The organism is Dactylosporangium sp. NPDC005555 (assembly GCF_040605635.1).
GTDB lineage: Bacteria > Actinomycetota > Actinomycetes > Mycobacteriales > Micromonosporaceae > Dactylosporangium.
Map to the genome: position 1 here is coordinate 1 of NZ_JBEXDG010000078.1, position 15,046 is coordinate 15,046.

Here is a 15,046-nt window from a genome sequence, read left to right on the forward strand (position 1 = left end):
CATCTTGACGAGGTGGACCTGGGCCGGATGCGGCGCAGCGGCATTCTTGCCATGTCCGCTGCGGAGGGCCTGGCGTTGTTCGACGCGGCGGTACGGACCGGCCGCCCGCAGCTGGTCCCGATCCGGTTGGACATGGCCGCGCTGCGTCGTGCCGGGACCGGCGCCGTGCCACCGTTGTGGCGGATGCTGGCCGGTGGCCCGGCCCGCCGGGCGGCGACCACAACCGACGCCCGGGTGGACCTGGCCGCCAGGCTGGCCGCTCTGGGAGTTGAGGAACGCCAGCGGACTGTCCTGGAGCTGGTGCGTACCCACGCGGCTACAGCCCTTGGTCACGACAGTGCTCAGGCGATCGATCCGGACAGCGCGTTCCGCGAACTCGGCTTCGACTCGTTGACCGCGGTGGAACTGCGGAACCGGCTGGCCACCGCGACCGGGCTGTCGTTGCCGGCCACGCTGGTCTTCGACCATCCCAGCACCGGAGCCTTGACCGATCATCTGGTGAACAAGCTGGCCTCCGCGGTGAGTGCCGGCAGCGACCGCAGTACCGGAGCCGAATCGGCCGGCTCGGGAGCCGTTCGAGTGTCGAACCTTGCGGAGATGTACATGCAGGCCGAGGTCGACGGCAGACACGACGAGTTCTTCGACGTGATCGGGCGATTGGCGAAGCTCCGCCAGACGTTCGGTGTGGACACGGCCGACGAGGCGGTCCGGCCTCCCACACGGGTCGCCACCGGCGACGGCAAGCCCAAGTTGTACCTCTTCACCCCATACGTAGCCCCGGCCGATTTCCCATATGCGCGGCTGGCGTTGGCCTTCCAAGGCACCCGTGACGTGTCGGTGTTGCACTCGCCCGGCTTCCATGCCGGTGAGAAACTGCCGGAGGACATCGAGGCGATGACTCTCGCGTATGCCGAGACAATCATCCGAGACAACGCGAACGGCGAAGAATTCGCACTGGGCGGCACCTCAAGCGGTGGGCTGATCGCCCACCGGGTTGCTGCCAAGCTGGTGCGGATGGGCATGGCGCCGGCTGGCGTCATTCTGCTCGACTCACCCTCGCAGAAGGACCTTCAAACCGTATCGGAGGACGGGCCGCTGTGGCAAAAGCAGATTTTTGAGGGACTCAGGCGGACTGGCGATGACGGCGATGACAGCTGGGTCTTCGCGATGGTCCATTACCTCTCCTTCCAGTGGTGGCCTGCGGAGCAAATCGAGATACCGACGCTCCAGGTCCGTGCATCCGAACGGATCGGCGGACCGGCAGACAATAACGACTGGATGTTCACCTGGAGCTACGCCACCACAGTCACGTTGGCAGATGTGCCAGGAAATCATCTACAAATAACCGACAAATACGCTTCGGTGAGCGCGCTGGCGGTCAATGAATGGTTCTCCCACTCGCCCGAGGAGCGCCCAGCGTTCGTAGACTACCGGGGGTCAAAGTAGATGTGGCCCTCCCGAGCTCAATCGTGGTGGTCCACTGCGAAACACAGGAACAGGCGCACCGGATCCGAGACGCGATCGCGGCCCGGCTGGCTGGGTGTGGGGGACTGCAACTGCACCCTGACAAGACCCGGATCGTGCAATGCCAGGACGGCAAACGGCGAGGCGCGCACGAGCACCGCTCGTTCACCTTCCTCGGCTACACGTTCCGGTCGCGGATGGTCCGGACCAGGACCGGAAGATACTTCTTCGGGTTCAACCCGGCGTGTCCGACGAAGCCAGCAAGCGCATCCGCCGGCAGATCCGTTCCTGGCGGCTGCACCTGCGCAGCGGATCTAGCATCGGCGACCTCGCGCGAGCGATCAATCCGATCGTGCGGGGATGGACCAACTATTACGGGCGGTTCTACAGGTCCGAGCTGGTCTACGTCCTCGACGGCATCAACCACTACCTGATGCGCTGGGCCACACGGAAGTTCAAACGACTGCGGCGGCACCGCCCGCCGGGCCTGGGAACGGTTGGCCACGGTGGCCAGCCAGCTACCACCCGGACCTGTTCGCCCACTGGCGATTCGACGTCCGCCCATGACTGGGTGATGGGAGCCGTGTAAGCCGAGAGGTTTACGCACGGTTCTGAGAGGGCCGGGAGGTGAGACCCCTCCCGGCTACTCGCTAAGCTAGATCGATAGCGATCGGTGTGTCAGGGGCATGCGCCGACGTCAATCCCACGTCATAATCACTGCATGGAGGATATGAGCGGGACGATTCGGCAGGACAGGTTGTTCACCCTCGAGGCGCTGGAAAACCCGACCCGCATGTTCCACCGGATTCGGGCGGAAACCCCGGTGACCTGGGTTCCGGAGCTCAACGCGTACCTCGTCACCCGGCACGCGGACATCGTCGCCGCGTTGAAGGACCGCCGCCTGGCCAACGCGAACATGGCCCAGGGGCTCCGGCGGCTGAGTCCCGCCGAGCAGGACGAGCTGCTGCCGCTGCGCGCCTCGATCGACATGTGGATGGGGCACACCAACACCGCTGACCACCTCCGCTTCCAGCAGCTGTTGAAGCGGTACTTCACGCCCGCCACAGTGGACGCGCTGCGCCCGCGGGTACGGGAGTTGACCCACGAGGTGCTCGACGCCGTGGCGCCGCGGGGCCGGATGGACGTGGTCAAGGACCTGGCGTACCCGCTGCCGGCGAACGTCATCGCCGAGGTGCTCGGCATGCCGATCCGCGACCGCGAGCTGCTCCAGGCCTGGTCGCGGGACGTCCTCGCGATCTTCCTGATCGCCAACCTGGCCCGGCTGCGCCAGTGCCAGCGCAGCATCCTGGAGATGCAGGACTACCTGCGGCCACTGCTGGCGGAGCGCCGGCAACGGCCGCGCGAGGACGTGCTGAGCACGTTCGCGGCCGCCGAGAAGGACGGCCTGGTCACCGAGGACGAGATCGTCGCCAACTGCGTGCTGCTGCTGTTCGCCGGCCACGAGACGACGGCCCACCTCATCGCGAACGGGCTGCTCCTGCTGTTCCAGAACCCCGAGCAGCTCCACCTGCTCAAGGGAAAGCCAGAGCTGATCCCGTCAGCCGTGGAAGAGATGCTGCGCTGCGACGGCCCGGCCGGGAGCGTCGTGCGGACGACCACCGAACCGGTGGTGATCGGCGACGTGCCCATTGCGGCGCACCAGACCATCTACCTCGCCATGGTGGCCGGCAACCGCGACCCCGAGGTGTTCGACGAACCCGACCGTTTCGACATCACCCGTACCCCCAACCGGCACACCGCGTTCGGCATGGGCGCGTCCTACTGCCTGGGCGCCGCGCTGGCCCGGATGGAAACGGACGAGTGTTTCCGCATCCTGCTTGATCGTTTCCCGGACCTGCGCCCGGTCGACGCGACACCGGACTGGCTGGCCAGCTCGCCGCTCCAGCATCACCTGAACACGCTGCGGGTCGAGTTCACCGCCCGCGACTGACCCGGCCGCCCGCCCGGCAGTTCAGCCCATCCGGCGGCGGGCGCCGGCGATCCAGCGGTCCCGGTCGGCGGCCTTGTGCTGCACGTACCGGGACACCTCGGGGTGTGGCAGGACGAGGAACCGTTCGGCCGCCAAACCCTCGACCACCACGCCGGCGACGTCGTCCGGCTCAAGCAGCTCGCCGGCCGCGGTGACGGCCTTCGCCGCGGCCGGCCCGGCCTCGAGGCCGGCCATCAACAACGGGGTACGCACGCCCTGCGGGCACAGCGCGCTGACCCGAAGGCCGGCGTCGCCGTAGGTCACCGCCAGCCATTCGGCGTACGCCAACGCGGCGTGCTTCGTCGCGGTGTACGGCGCGTCGCCCGGGGCCACCAGCAGACCGGTCGCCGAGCAGGTGTGCAGCAGGTATCCGCCGCCGCGGGCCAACATCCGGGGCACCAGGCACGCGCGGAGTAGACGTGGGCCAGCACGTTCACCTGCCAGGCCAGGCCAGGGCCCAGTCCTGGTCCGGGGCGTGCGGCAGGTGGCGCTGGTTGAAGATCAGCATGCGGTCGAGCAGCTCATAGCGGCAGGTCTGAATCCAGCGGTCCATGATCGCGTTCATCCGGGGCATCTGGACGCCGGTGAGGACGACCGTGATCCCTGTGTCGGCGAGGATCGTGTCAAACAGCGCCGGGTATTTGCCGTCCCGATCGCGGATCAGGAAACGGGCCTGGCAGCCGGCGTCGTGGAGGTCCATGCGTGGCCGGACCGGCGGTTTCCGCCTGTGTGCCGTTCGGCATGGTCGGTGTGCGGCGCAAATCCGTCTTTTGACCGGTGCGGCCGCGGCGGCGCGCGAGGCATGCTCGTCGTATCGATACAACGGAGGCGGTTCGATGTGGCCCATGATGCGGCGATGCGTGGGGACGTGGCCCAGGCGGTGGCTGGTCGCGGTGACCCTGCTCCTGGGTGCGGCCTCCGCCTTCATCCCTGACCGTTCCTTCGCCGAGCTCAGCGATCCGGTGCAGAGCCTCATGTCGGTGACCGTGCCGCTGCTGGGCATCCTGCTGATCGCCGACCTGCGCCGCGCACCCGGGACCGGCCTCGTGGCGTCGTTGCCGGCCGCGGTCCTGGTCGCCGCCGCCATCGGTGGATATGGCGTGCTGGTCTGCGCGCTGATGACGGGAGGCTCGTGGCGGGACACCCCGGTCGTCATCCTCGGCGGCGTGCTGGTGCAGGTGCTCGCCCAGCTGGTCGGCACGGGCATGGCGCTGCTGCTGCGGTCCCCGTGGCTGGCGTTCCCCGCCACGTTCCTGCCGTTCGTCCTGTGGCTCGCCCTGGACGACGGCTCGGCACGTGCCTGGCTCACCCCGTATGAGACGGCCCGTCACCTCCTGTCGGGGCACATGACCCAGCAGGCCTGGCTGCAGTGGCTCGCGGTCTTCGCGCTCTGGGGCATCGCCCTCAACGCCGCCGGCGCGGCAGCGTTCGCGGCACGACGGAGGGACGGCGGCGGTTCGGCTCGTGGCACGCCGGCGGGGAGCCTACAGTCGGGGCATGCCGGCCGGAACGAAGGATGACCCGTGGGTGCTGAAGACGCCACCGGGGTCGTCGGAATACACGATGCACCGCGACGAGACGGCCGACCCACCGGCGCTCGTCTGCCAGGTCGGGTCGACCAGGCTGACATATCGGCTGCGCGCGATCGAGGACCTGCACGCGTGGCTGCGGGAGCAGGGCGACTGGGTGCCGCTCGGCGCCGCGGACGAGAACAAACCCGCCGCCGAAGGCACCGTGGAGGCCTGGGGCCGGGCCGAGGCCAACCCCGTCGGCGGCTGGTATGGGCTGCGCAAGGGCTACCGAGGCAGGTTCGGGATGTATCTGCCGCCGCTGCTGGAGGCGCTCGGCCTGGCCGAGGTCACGCACGACGCCCGCAACAACAGGATGCGCGCGATGTGAATCGGGCACCGGTGTGGGCAGCGCCGGACGGGCCGCGCGGACGACGTGCGCAGCGCGTGGTGCGCGGATGGTTCGGCACGGAGCGCCGCAGCTGGATCGCGACCAGGTGGGCGACCGGCTGCGAGCGGTAGGGTGCTCGCCATGATCGAGGACGCCGCATGCCGCTGACGAATCCGTGGCTGACCGGGCCCACGCCGGCGGGGCGGCTCGATCGCGAACGGCTCGAAGAGCGCATGCTCAACCTCCTGTCGTCGCAGAACATGTGCGTGCTGGCGACCACTGGGCCGGACGGGCCGCTGGCCACCCCGGTGCGGTATTTCCCGCTCGGCTTCGCGGTGCTCTTCACCGCCGCGCCGCGTTCGCCGAAGATGCGCAACATCGCCGCCGATCCGCGCGTGTCCGTCGGCATCTTCGCGCCGCTGGTCGGGCTGGCCAGCAGCCGCGGGGCGCAACTCTTCGGAGCCGCCAGGGTGCTCGATCCGCAGCACCCGGACCGTGCGCACTACTGGGAGGCGTTCCGATGGCAGAACGAGCACGCCGAGCGGGGGCTGCCCCTGTCCGAGCCTCCCGGGGACACCCTCGTGGTCATTGAGGCGGAGCGGATCGTCTACACCGAGCACTGGCTGCGACGCGAAGGGTTCGCGCCCCGCCAGGTCTGGCGTCGCTGAGACCTGCCGGTGCGACTGCCACCCGAGCGCGCCACGGCGGCCGGGACGCGGGCGCGCCGCGACGGCCGGAATGCGGGCGCGCCGCGACGGCCGAGACGCGGGCGTGTCGCTGCCAGATAGGCCAGTTGCTCGATGCGCATGCGCACTCCCGAAAACGACAAGGGTGAGAGGGGACGGCGTCCCCGGGATCGACAACGCCTTCCATGAGGGGGCTTGCGTTCCGATACCCTACTAAGTCTATAGTATTTACCGAGATGACCAAGGGGTCGCCGACGACACCTTGGTCAGCGGCCGGCCCGATGAGGGCATCGATCCGTTCGCCGCAATGGAGAGACGCATGCCCGGGTGCCCCCTGCACTTCGCCGCCTTCGTGATGAACACCACCGGCCACATCATCCGGGGCGCCTAGCGCCGCTGGACGGTCGACGGCACCCCACCCCCCAACCACGGACAGGCGTGATGACCGACCTCAAGTTCCACTGGTTCCTGCCCACCAACGGCGGCGACGGCCGGCAGGTCGTCGGCGGCGGACACGGCACCCCCGCCGGTGCCGCCGGCCGCCCCGCCTCCGTGCCCTACCTCGGCCAGATCGCCCGCTCCGCGGAGCAGCTCGGCTTCGAGGCCGCGCTCACCCCGACCGGGGCGTGGTGCGAGGACGCCTGGATCACCACCGCCATGATCGCCAGCGTGTCGGAGCGGCTGAAGTTCCTCGTCGCGTTCCGTCCGGGTCTCACCGCACCGTTCCTCGCCGCGCAGATGGCCGGCACGTTCCAGAACCTGTCCGGCGGCCGGCTGCTGCTCAACGTCGTCACCGGCGGCGAGAGCCACGAGCAGCGCATGTACGGCGACTTCCTCGACAAGGACGCCCGCTACGAACGCTGCGGCGAGTTCCTGTCGATCGTGCGGGACCTGTGGACCGGCAAACCCGTCACCTTCGAGGGCGCGCACTTCCAGCTCTCCGACGCGGTCCTCGCCCAGCTTCCCGACCCGCTGCCGCAGGTGTACTTCGGCGGGTCGTCCCCGGCGGCGCTCGACGTCGCGGCCCGGCACGTCGACGTGTACCTCACCTGGGGCGAGCCACCGGTCGCCGTCGCCGCGAAGGTGCGCCGGGTCCGCGACCTCGCCGCGGGCCTCGGCCGTTCGCTGCGCTTCGGGCTGCGGGTGCACACGATCGCCCGGGACACCGCCGAGGAGGCCTGGGCCGAGGCGGACCGGCTGCTCGCCGGGATCTCCGAGGAGCAGATCCGCAAGGTACAGGAGGGGCTGCGGCGCAGCGAGTCCGAAGGGCAGCGGCGCATGCTCGACCTCAACGGCGGCACCAAGGACGGCCTGGAGATCCACCCCAACCTGTGGGCCGGGGTCGGGCTCGTCCGCGGCGGCGCCGGCACCGCCCTCGTCGGCAGCCACCAGCAGATCGCCGACCTCATCGAGCAGTACGTCGACGCCGGTATCACCGAGTTCGTGCTGTCCGGCTACCCGCACCTGGAGGAGGCGTACCGCTTCGGCGAGGGCGTCCTTCCGGAGCTCGCCGCCCGCGGTCTCTGGCGGCACCCATTTCCGTCGCGTGGTGTGGCGCCGTCGGTGCCATTCGGAGGAGCGGTGACCCGATGAGCACACTTCGGACCAATCAGGACCTCGACCCCGCCCGGCTCCGCGAGGTGTTCGGCATCTTCCCCAGCGGCGTCGTGGCGGTCGCCGCGCTCGTCGACGGCGTCCCCATCGGCCTCGCGGCGAGCTCGTTCACGTCGGTGAGCCTCGACCCGCCGCTGGTGTCGTTCTGCATCGCGAACACCTCGAAGACGTGGCCGGACCTGCGCCGCGCCGGCCACCTGGGGGTCACGATCCTCGCCGAGCACCACTCGGCCGTCGCCCGCCGGCTGGCCGGCGCCGTCGACCAGCGCTTCGACGGGCTGCCCGTCACCGCGACCGCCGACGGCGCGCTCATCCTCGACGACGGCCTCGCCCACTTCGACACCACGATCTACAACGAGGTGCCCGCCGGCGACCACACCATCATCCTGCTGCGGCTCGTCGCGGCGGGCCGCTCCGCCCTGCCCGACCCGTCGCCGCTGGTCTTCCACCGCAGCCGGTTCGGCCGCCTCACGCTCTGATCGCGGCGTTCGATGTGGCGTACGACGTCCGCGACGTCACCCGCACCGGCGGTGGTGGCCCAAAGGGTGAGCGCGTCGTGGTCCGCGGCGGGTAGCCGGCCGTCGCGGATCCCGGCCCGCAGCAGCGCCGTCGCGGGATGCGAGACCTCGCCGGCTGTTCAGCCGTCCTCGCAACGGGTTCATCGCGGCTTCAGGCACAGCACGACACCCTTGCTGTCGTTCTGGTCGCGCCAGTAGTCATGCGTGGCCTCCGGCCATTGCCCGCAGACGGTCTCGACCGATTCGGCCTCCTGCTCACCACGGTCGCTGACCCGGCCGACCACGACGAAGGTGGCGTCGGCGGACCCGCAGTCGACGATCTCCATCTCGTCCGCGATGGTGCCCTTCAGGCATTCGCCGACGTCCGCCTTGACGGCCATGTTGCGGTTGAGGAACCAGAGCCCGCCGAAGAGGAGCGCGAGCGCGGGCAGCAGGACAAGGAGCCGGCGGCGCACGCGGCGCCGCTCGGCCGGGGACACCGTCGTGACAGGCTGAAAACTCACCGCATACGAATATCGCGTTCAGTGTGTATGTACAACTGTCACTACAGTTCGTGGCCGGCGCGACGCGTGGCACGGGCGCGGCCGGTGTGGATGCGCTCGACGTGGCCGCAGTAGCACTCCAGGGCGAGCAGGACCCCTGCGTCGGTGTTACGCAGGGCGCGGATGCGACGCTCGGACAGCAGGACACGGGACCCGTGGATCGGGCAGTCGATGACGAACATGTCCCCAGCGTGCGCCGGTCGCCATCCGGACAACAGTGGCAGACCTGCACGCGATCGCAGGTTTTCTGCCATCATGGTGGCATGCATCATCCGTTCCGGAACGTCGCGCTGTATGTCAACGACGGCACCGGCGCGTTCGGGGCCGGGATCATGAGCGAGATCTTCGGCTACGACCGGCGCTCCCGCGGCCTGCCCGGCTTCGACTATGCGGTGTGCACCGACCGGCCCGGGCCGGTGGTCACCGACAGCCGCCTGACGCTCATGGTGGAGCACGGCCTCGACCGGCTCGCCGCCGCGGACCTGATCCTCATCACCTCGTGGGAGCACTTCGAGGTCGAGCCGTCGCCGGAGGTCCTCGCCGCGATGCGGTCGGCGCACGAGCGCGGCGCCACGATCGCCGCGCACTGCACCGGTGCCTATGTGCTGGCCGCCGCGGGCCTGCTCGACGGGCGCCGCGCGACGACCCACTGGCGCTGGGCCGAGGTGATGGCGGAGCGGTTCCCCGAGGTGAAGCTGATGCCCGAGGTGCTCTACGTCGACGAGGGCCGCATCATCACCGGCGCGGGCGCGGCCGCCGGCGTGGACATGTGCCTGTATCTGCTGCGCCGCGAATACGGCGCGGCCGTCGCCAACGGCATCGCCCGCGACATGGTCCTGCCCCCGCACCGCGACGGCGGCCAGGCGCAGTATGTGGCGACGTCGGTCCCGGCGGACTGCGACGACGAGCGGCTCGGCGCCGTCCTCGGCTGGGCCCGGGAAAACCTCGACGCCCCGCTGACCGTCGAGGTCCTCGCCGCGCGGGCGCTGATGAGCCAGCGGTCCTTCGCCCGCCGATTCGCGGCCGCGACCGGCTCGACCCCGCACGCCTGGGTGCTGTCGCAGCGCCTGCACCGGGCGGAGGAGCTGCTGGAGACCGCCGACCTGCCGATCGAGGAGGTCGCCCGCAGGGTCGGCTTCGGCACCGCCGCGACGCTGCGCGAGCAGTTCGTCCGGCGCCGCGGGGTCCCGCCCCGCGAATACCGCAAGACGTTCGCGTCCTGACTCCCCGCCGCTCGACGCTGCTGCCCGGAAGAAAATTCGGCGGAGCTGTCGATTCCGGGGTGCTCCGCTTCGACCTCTGAGTGCAGACCGGCACCGGCCCGGTCGCCACGACACCCGGAGGCCATCATGTCCACGACCACCGCCACCACCGCTGCCGCCCCCAACCGCACCGGGCTGCTCGTCGGCACCGGCGCGGTCGCCGCCGCCGTCGCCGGCGCCGCCACGTCGGCCGTCGCCGCCGTGGGGAACGCCGCCGGGATCAGCCTCCACGTCGGCGGCGCGCCCATCCCGGTCCTCGGGTTCGCGATGCTGACCGTCGTCTTCTCCGCGGTGGGCCTGCTCCTCGCGGTCGTGCTGGCCTACAAGGCCCGCCACCCGCGCCGAGCCTTCATCCGCACCACGGTGGTGCTCACCGTGCTGTCGCTCGTGCCGGACGTGACCGCCGACGCCGCCACGGCCACGAAGGCGCTGCTGATGGTGACGCACCTCGTCGCCGCCGCGATCGTCATCCCTGCGGTCGCCCGCCGGCTGGCCGCCTGACAGAGACGACCCGGCGATGCCGGCGGCGCGGCGAGCACGAGCTCGGCGACGAGGCCTTCGAGCCCCTGCCCGCTCCATCGTCGCCGCCCGACGGGCGTGGCGCCCGCGTCGAAGTACGGCGAGCACGCCTACGGCCAGACGAACCGCCGGCCGCCGTCGGGAAGGCGTCCTGATCAGCGATGCCGACACCAGCACGAGACCCACCGTCGCCGCGCCGGGCCGAGCGCCCAGGAGGTCCACGGGCCGCCGGCGGACCAGGCACAGGACTATCGTTGGCCCGCGTGACCCACGCCGAGCTCGAGATCACCGCGGAGCTGGTCCACGATCTGGTCCGCGACCAGCACCCCGACCTCGCCGGCCGCCCGGTCCGGCTCGGCGCCCGCGGCTGGGACAACCAGCTGTGGCGGCTCGGCGACGACCTCGCCGTGCGGCTGCCCTGGGCGACCGGGTCCGCGGACGCGCTGCTGCGCAAGGAGCACGCCTGGGTGCCCGCGCTCGCCCCGCGCCTGCCGCTGCCGGTCCCGGTCCCGCAGCGGCTGGGCGAGCCGTCCGCACGGTTCCCCCGGCCCTGGATCATCACCACCTGGGTGCCGGGCACCCCCGCCGACCTGACCCCCGTCACGCGGGGCCAGGACGCGGCCGAGGCATTGGCCGGCTTCCTGACGGCACTGCACCGGCCGGCCCCGGGTGACGCGCCCACCGGCCGGGACCGCGGCGGCCCCCTGGAGGACCGGGCCGAGGGTTTCGCCGGCGGTCTCGCCTTCGCCCGCGAACGCGGCCTGATCGACGACCCGGACGCCGTGCGCGCCGTCTGGCACGACGCGGTCACCGCACCCCCGTGGGCCGGCCCGCCGCTGTGGTTGCACGCCGACCTGCACCCCGCCAACGTCCTCACCACCGACGGCACCGTCTGCGGCGTCATCGACTTCGGCGACCTCTGCGCCGGCGACCCGGCGTACGACCTCGCCGCCGCGTGGCTCCTCCTCCCGGACGACAGCGTCGAGGGGTTCCACGCCGCCTACGACCCGGCCCCGGACGAAGCCACCCTGCGCCGCGCCCGCGGCTGCGCGCTGACCCGCGCCCTCAGCGGCATCCTCATCGGCGACGCCGGCGACCGGGGCCTCCCCGGCGGCAAACCCACCTGGGGCCCGCCCGCCCACGCCGCCCTGCGCCGCCTCACCGCCACCGTGCGTCCCGGTTCGGGATGATGGGTCCATGGACGTTCCACCGATCCCGCGCCGCGCCGAGCTCGCCGACGCCCCAGCGGTCGCCGAGGTGCTGATCAGCTCCCGCCGCGCCGCGGGCGACGCCATCCCGCCCGGAATCCACCCGGACGACGAGGTGCGGGACTGGGTCCGCACCGTCGTCATCCCCGGACGCGAGGTGTGGCTGACGGAGGACGCCGGCGGCCGGGCGCTGGGCGTGCTGGTCCTGGACGGCGACTGGGTGGACCAGCTCTACGTCGCGCCGGGGCACACCGGCCTGGGACTGGGCTCCCGCCTCATCGACCTCGCGAAGTCCCGCCGGCCCGCGGGGCTGCAGCTGTGGACGTTCGCGACGAACACCGCGGCGCAACGGTTCTACCTCCGCCACGGGTTCACCGTCGCCGAGACGACCGACGGGTCCGGCAACGAGGAGCGGGCCCCCGACATCCGTTTCGTATGGGTAGGTTGACGGCATGACATCGGTGCTGTCGCCGGCGGTCGAGAATCTGCGGGTGATCGTCCGGATCGACGGCGAGGAGGAGCCACCGGCGTATGCAGGTCCGTCCTGGCGCCGCCTGGAGATCTGACCCGCGAGCGCCGTCGAGATCCGCGCGGAGCGGCGTCAGAGGCCGGCGGCCCGCAGGAGGGCGTCGGCGATGAAGAGGTCCTGCAGGGCGATGCCTGAGCTGTCGAAGACGGTGATGTCGTCGTCGGAGCGGCGGCCGGGGGCCCGGCCGGTGAGGACGTCGCCGATCGCCGTCACCTCGAGCGTCCCGTCGGCGACGAGCGCGGCGACGTGCTGCAGCTCGCCGATGCGGACCGACTGGGACGGCAGGTCGCAGAAGAGGCGGGCGGTGTGCAGCAGCGCCGGTGGGAGCTCCTGCTTCCCCGCGGCGTCGGAGCCCATGCTCGCCACGTGCGTGCCGGGACGGACCCATCCGGCGTCGAAGAGCGGGGCGGTCGCGGTCGTGGCGGTGACGATGATGTCCGCCGCCGAGCACGCCTCCTGTGCCGTGGCCGGCGAACCCGGCAGCCCCCGCGAGGCGAGCTCCGAGAGGAACCGCTCACCGTGCGACGGCGTGCGGGCCACGACGTGGATGGCGGAGATGGGACGCACCGCGGCGAGGGCGGCACACTCGTAGAGCGCCTGATGGCCGGTGCCGAAGACGGCGAGTGTGCGAGCGTCCGCGCGGGCCAGCGAATCGGCGGCGACCGCGTCCGCGGCGGCGGTCCGGTAGGCGTTGACGACGCCGGCCTCCACGATCGCACCGATCCGGCCCAGCGCCTGGTCGAAGAGCATGACCACGGAGTTGTGCCGGGGCAGGCCGAGCACGGAGTTGCCGGGCCAGTAGCTGCCGACCTTCACGCCGGCGAGGGAGGCCGACGCGCCGGACTTCACCGTGAACCGGTTCTCGGGTGCGGAGCCGTGCCCTGGTACGGCCGGAAAGACCGACGACCGGGAATCGGCGGCGGCGATCAGCGCCGACCGGACGGCGGTGTAGGCGAGCGCTTCGGTGACGAGCGCGGCGGACCGGTCTTCGGGCAGGAAACGCATCGTGGTGTTCACCATCCTCGGATTCGTGGCCACACGGCGTGCACGGCGCGCGAGCCCGGGGCGACGACGTGGTAGCGGTCGTGCTGCGCGGCGGTCGCGCACGCGTGGTTGGGCAGGATCCGCACGCGGGTGCCGACCGGCAGGTCGGGCAGCGCCGCCGTGCCGCCGGCGCGGATGGCCAGGATGCCGTGCTCCTGGCTGGCGTCGGCCATGACGAGGTCGTCGAAGAGGGTGCCGTCGAGGTCGGCGACGAGTCCATACCGCTGGTCGACGCGCTGCCGTGCGGTGCCGAGGTCCCGGGAGGTCGCCATCCAGCCGCCGTCGGTCAGGATCCAGCCCTTGTCGGGGCGGTGCCCGATGACGGTCGCGACCACGGTCATCGCCAGATCGGCGACGGTGCACACGCCGATGCCGGCCATCACGAGATCGAAGAAGAGAAAGTTCCCGGCGCGGACCTCGGTGACGCCGGTCAGGTCGGTCGCGAAGTGCGCGGTCGGCGTCGACCCGACGCTCACCACCGGCGCCTCGAAGCCCGCCGCGCGCAGCGCCAGCGCGGCCTGCACGGCACGGTCGCGCTCGTGGGCCGCGGCGGCCCGCAGCGCGTCGTCGCCGTCGGCGAAGTAGGACTCGCCGGCGTGCGTGAGGACCCCGCGCGGCACCGCGCCGACGGACGCCAGGGCCTCGGCGACGGTCGGTGCGTCCGAGGGCTGGACGCCGCCGCGGTGGCCGTCGCAGTCGACCTCGATCAGCGCCGGCACCCCGGCCGGCAGCGCCACGGCCTGCGCCACGCTGTCGAGCAGGACCGTCAGGTCGACGCCGCGGTCCCGCAGGGCGAGCACCCGCGGCAGCTTGTCCGGCGCGATCCCGACCGCGTAGAGGATGTCGTGATACCCGGCGGCGGCGAACGCCTCGGCCTCGGCGAGCGTCGACACCGTGATCGGGGCCGGCCGCCCGTCGTGCAGCAGGGCGGCGACGTCGACGGACTTCGTCGTCTTCACGTGCGCCCGCAGCGTCACGCCGAGCCCGTCGAGATGCTTGCCCAGCCGGTCGGCGTTCGCTCGGACCACCGCCGCGTCCACCGCCAGGAACGGTGTGCCGGGATCGTCGAGCGTGCTCATGCTGGCTCCTTGCGGCAGTCGGCGAGGTCGGCGTAGGCAGCGGATCTGGACACGCCGAGCCGCTCGGCGATGCGGGGCACCGCGTTGCGGACCGTGAAGACGCCGCGGCGGTCCAGCGCGCGCAGCAGCGCCAGCCGCTCCGGCCGGGTCAGCGCCGCGGCGGGCCGGCCCGCCGCCAGCTCCTCGGCCCGCACCAGGGCGTCGACCACGTCGTCGAAGTCGTCGCTGAACGTGGTGACCGGCACCTGCGCGGGCGCCGCCCCGGCCAGGGCGGTGAGCAGGTCGCCGGCCTGCCGCAGCGCGGTCACGTCGACGTTGACGCACAGCGCGCCGAACACGTGGCCGGCGGCGTCGCGCAGCGGCATGGTCGAGGACTTCACGACCCGGCCGTCGGGGCGGCGGGTCAGGTAGTTGACGTCGTTGACGGCGGCGTCGCCCTGGGCGAGCACCGCGAGGCCGATCTCGCTGAGCGCGCCGCCGGCCCTGCGCCCGGTCACGGACCCGGCGACAGCGACGACCGACTGCTCGCCGCGCCGGTAGTCGTGCAGGACGACCTCGCAGGTCGGCCCGAACGTCGCGGCGAGGCCGTCGATGACCGGCAGCAGCGCCGACAGGATCGCATCCGCGCCGTCGTCCACGCGCCCATAGTAAACGTCCAACATCTGGACGGAAAGTCCAGGCGGTGTTTTCGC

At 71.6% G+C, this 15,046-nt stretch carries 19 protein-coding genes and 1 pseudogene; 12 read left to right on the forward strand and 8 right to left on the reverse strand.

What is annotated here, in order from left to right; genetic code table 11:
- Positions 1-1,446, forward strand: a 1,446-nt coding sequence (locus tag ABZS58_RS45830) for a phosphopantetheine-binding protein (RefSeq protein ID WP_354790578.1), incomplete at its 5' end; no start/stop codon positions are given.
- Between the two features lie 17 nt (positions 1,447-1,463).
- On the opposite strand, the gene ABZS58_RS45835 is transcribed toward ABZS58_RS45830, so the two are convergent.
- Entirely contained in the window at positions 1,464-1,622 is a 159-nt protein-coding gene (locus tag ABZS58_RS45835; protein ID WP_354790579.1) for a hypothetical protein, read from the reverse strand.
- 86 nt (positions 1,623-1,708) lie between these two features.
- On the opposite strand from ABZS58_RS45835, the gene ABZS58_RS45840 reads away from it, so the two are divergent.
- Complete coding sequence (locus ABZS58_RS45840; RefSeq protein WP_354790581.1) at positions 1,709-2,053, forward strand: group II intron maturase-specific domain-containing protein; 345 nt, start codon at positions 1,709-1,711, stop codon at positions 2,051-2,053.
- 141 nt (positions 2,054-2,194) lie between these two features.
- A complete protein-coding gene (locus ABZS58_RS45845; RefSeq protein WP_354790582.1) occupies positions 2,195-3,415 on the forward strand; it encodes a cytochrome P450 in 1,221 nt (406 codons plus the stop codon).
- Between the two features lie 21 nt (positions 3,416-3,436).
- Here the strand turns inward: ABZS58_RS45845 and ABZS58_RS45850 are convergent.
- Positions 3,437-3,900: pseudogene (locus ABZS58_RS45850) on the reverse strand (SDR family oxidoreductase); the annotation flags it as partial.
- Positions 3,888-4,301, reverse strand: a complete 414-nt coding sequence (locus ABZS58_RS45855) for a hypothetical protein (RefSeq protein ID WP_354790584.1) — start codon at positions 4,299-4,301, stop codon at positions 3,888-3,890. The pseudogene ABZS58_RS45850 and the gene ABZS58_RS45855, both read right to left, overlap by 13 nt.
- Between ABZS58_RS45855 and ABZS58_RS45860 the strand changes: the two genes are divergently transcribed.
- The 5 genes from ABZS58_RS45860 (at position 4,300) to ABZS58_RS45880 (ending at position 8,132) form a co-directional block, all read left to right on the forward strand.
- The gene (locus tag ABZS58_RS45860) at positions 4,300-4,974 is read left to right on the forward strand and encodes a hypothetical protein (protein WP_354790585.1); all 675 of its coding nucleotides are present in this window, start codon (positions 4,300-4,302) and stop codon (positions 4,972-4,974) included. The genes ABZS58_RS45855 and ABZS58_RS45860 overlap by 2 nt on opposite strands.
- Complete coding sequence (locus ABZS58_RS45865) at positions 4,952-5,353, forward strand: DUF6855 family protein (RefSeq protein ID WP_354790586.1); 402 nt, start codon at positions 4,952-4,954, stop codon at positions 5,351-5,353. The genes ABZS58_RS45860 and ABZS58_RS45865 overlap by 23 nt, the downstream gene beginning before the upstream one ends.
- A 158-nt stretch (positions 5,354-5,511) precedes the next feature.
- A complete protein-coding gene (locus tag ABZS58_RS45870; RefSeq protein WP_354790588.1) occupies positions 5,512-6,021 on the forward strand; it encodes a pyridoxamine 5'-phosphate oxidase family protein in 510 nt (169 codons plus the stop codon).
- 459 nt (positions 6,022-6,480) lie between these two features.
- Positions 6,481-7,632, forward strand: coding sequence for an LLM class flavin-dependent oxidoreductase (locus ABZS58_RS45875; RefSeq protein ID WP_354790589.1), 1,152 nt, complete (start codon positions 6,481-6,483; stop codon positions 7,630-7,632).
- A complete protein-coding gene (locus ABZS58_RS45880; protein WP_354790590.1) occupies positions 7,629-8,132 on the forward strand; it encodes a flavin reductase family protein in 504 nt (167 codons plus the stop codon). Before ABZS58_RS45875 ends, ABZS58_RS45880 begins: the two co-directional genes overlap by 4 nt.
- A 179-nt stretch (positions 8,133-8,311) precedes the next feature.
- Here the strand turns inward: ABZS58_RS45880 and ABZS58_RS45885 are convergent, their stop codons facing one another.
- On the reverse strand, positions 8,312-8,674 hold the full coding sequence (locus tag ABZS58_RS45885; RefSeq protein ID WP_354790592.1) for a hypothetical protein: 363 nt from the start codon (positions 8,672-8,674) through the stop codon (positions 8,312-8,314).
- 41 nt (positions 8,675-8,715) lie between these two features.
- Complete coding sequence (locus ABZS58_RS45890; RefSeq protein WP_354790593.1) at positions 8,716-8,895, reverse strand: hypothetical protein; 180 nt, start codon at positions 8,893-8,895, stop codon at positions 8,716-8,718.
- Between the two features lie 81 nt (positions 8,896-8,976).
- Here ABZS58_RS45890 and ABZS58_RS45895 point away from each other — a divergent pair, with 81 nt between their 5' ends.
- The 4 genes from ABZS58_RS45895 (at position 8,977) to ABZS58_RS45910 (ending at position 12,150) form a co-directional block, all read left to right on the forward strand.
- Complete coding sequence (locus ABZS58_RS45895; protein ID WP_354790594.1) at positions 8,977-9,936, forward strand: helix-turn-helix domain-containing protein; 960 nt, start codon at positions 8,977-8,979, stop codon at positions 9,934-9,936.
- Between the two features lie 126 nt (positions 9,937-10,062).
- On the forward strand, positions 10,063-10,476 hold the full coding sequence (locus ABZS58_RS45900) for a DUF6069 family protein (RefSeq protein WP_354790596.1): 414 nt from the start codon (positions 10,063-10,065) through the stop codon (positions 10,474-10,476).
- 281 nt (positions 10,477-10,757) lie between these two features.
- Positions 10,758-11,684 carry an aminoglycoside phosphotransferase family protein gene (locus ABZS58_RS45905; RefSeq protein WP_354790598.1) on the forward strand — a complete coding sequence of 309 codons (927 nt, stop codon included), beginning with the start codon at positions 10,758-10,760 and terminating at the stop codon, positions 11,682-11,684.
- Positions 11,685-11,691: 7 nt separating this feature from the next.
- Positions 11,692-12,150 carry a GNAT family N-acetyltransferase gene (locus ABZS58_RS45910; protein WP_354790599.1) on the forward strand — a complete coding sequence of 153 codons (459 nt, stop codon included), beginning with the start codon at positions 11,692-11,694 and terminating at the stop codon, positions 12,148-12,150.
- Positions 12,151-12,303: 153 nt separating this feature from the next.
- Here the strand turns inward: ABZS58_RS45910 and ABZS58_RS45915 are convergent, their stop codons facing one another.
- The 3 genes from ABZS58_RS45915 to ABZS58_RS45925 are packed head-to-tail and all read right to left on the reverse strand — an operon-like array spanning position 12,304 to position 14,992.
- On the reverse strand, positions 12,304-13,251 hold the full coding sequence (locus ABZS58_RS45915) for an ornithine cyclodeaminase family protein (protein ID WP_354790601.1): 948 nt from the start codon (positions 13,249-13,251) through the stop codon (positions 12,304-12,306).
- Entirely contained in the window at positions 13,245-14,354 is a 1,110-nt protein-coding gene (locus ABZS58_RS45920; RefSeq protein ID WP_354790603.1) for an alanine racemase, read from the reverse strand. The genes ABZS58_RS45915 and ABZS58_RS45920 overlap by 7 nt, the downstream gene beginning before the upstream one ends.
- Positions 14,351-14,992 (reverse strand): helix-turn-helix transcriptional regulator, encoded by a 642-nt coding sequence (locus ABZS58_RS45925; protein WP_354790605.1) that lies wholly within the window; start codon positions 14,990-14,992, stop codon positions 14,351-14,353. Before ABZS58_RS45925 ends, ABZS58_RS45920 begins: the two co-directional genes overlap by 4 nt.
- Positions 14,993-15,046 lie beyond the last annotated feature (54 nt).

Coding starts and splice junctions, on each gene's coding strand:
- ABZS58_RS45920 (WP_354790603.1), bottom strand. CDS start 14,354: ATGAGCACGCTCGACGATCCCGGCACACCGTTCCTGGCGGTGGACGCG.
- ABZS58_RS45855 (WP_354790584.1), bottom strand. CDS start 4,301: ATGGGCCACATCGAACCGCCTCCGTTGTATCGATACGACGAGCATGCC.
- ABZS58_RS45865 (WP_354790586.1), top strand. CDS start 4,952: ATGCCGGCCGGAACGAAGGATGACCCGTGGGTGCTGAAGACGCCACCG.
- ABZS58_RS45860 (WP_354790585.1), top strand. CDS start 4,300: ATGATGCGGCGATGCGTGGGGACGTGGCCCAGGCGGTGGCTGGTCGCG.
- ABZS58_RS45875 (WP_354790589.1), top strand. CDS start 6,481: ATGACCGACCTCAAGTTCCACTGGTTCCTGCCCACCAACGGCGGCGAC.
- ABZS58_RS45895 (WP_354790594.1), top strand. CDS start 8,977: ATGCATCATCCGTTCCGGAACGTCGCGCTGTATGTCAACGACGGCACC.
- ABZS58_RS45900 (WP_354790596.1), top strand. CDS start 10,063: ATGTCCACGACCACCGCCACCACCGCTGCCGCCCCCAACCGCACCGGG.
- ABZS58_RS45890 (WP_354790593.1), bottom strand. CDS start 8,895: ATGTTCGTCATCGACTGCCCGATCCACGGGTCCCGTGTCCTGCTGTCC.
- ABZS58_RS45915 (WP_354790601.1), bottom strand. CDS start 13,251: ATGGTGAACACCACGATGCGTTTCCTGCCCGAAGACCGGTCCGCCGCG.
- ABZS58_RS45910 (WP_354790599.1), top strand. CDS start 11,692: ATGGACGTTCCACCGATCCCGCGCCGCGCCGAGCTCGCCGACGCCCCA.
- ABZS58_RS45880 (WP_354790590.1), top strand. CDS start 7,629: ATGAGCACACTTCGGACCAATCAGGACCTCGACCCCGCCCGGCTCCGC.
- ABZS58_RS45870 (WP_354790588.1), top strand. CDS start 5,512: ATGCCGCTGACGAATCCGTGGCTGACCGGGCCCACGCCGGCGGGGCGG.
- ABZS58_RS45845 (WP_354790582.1), top strand. CDS start 2,195: ATGAGCGGGACGATTCGGCAGGACAGGTTGTTCACCCTCGAGGCGCTG.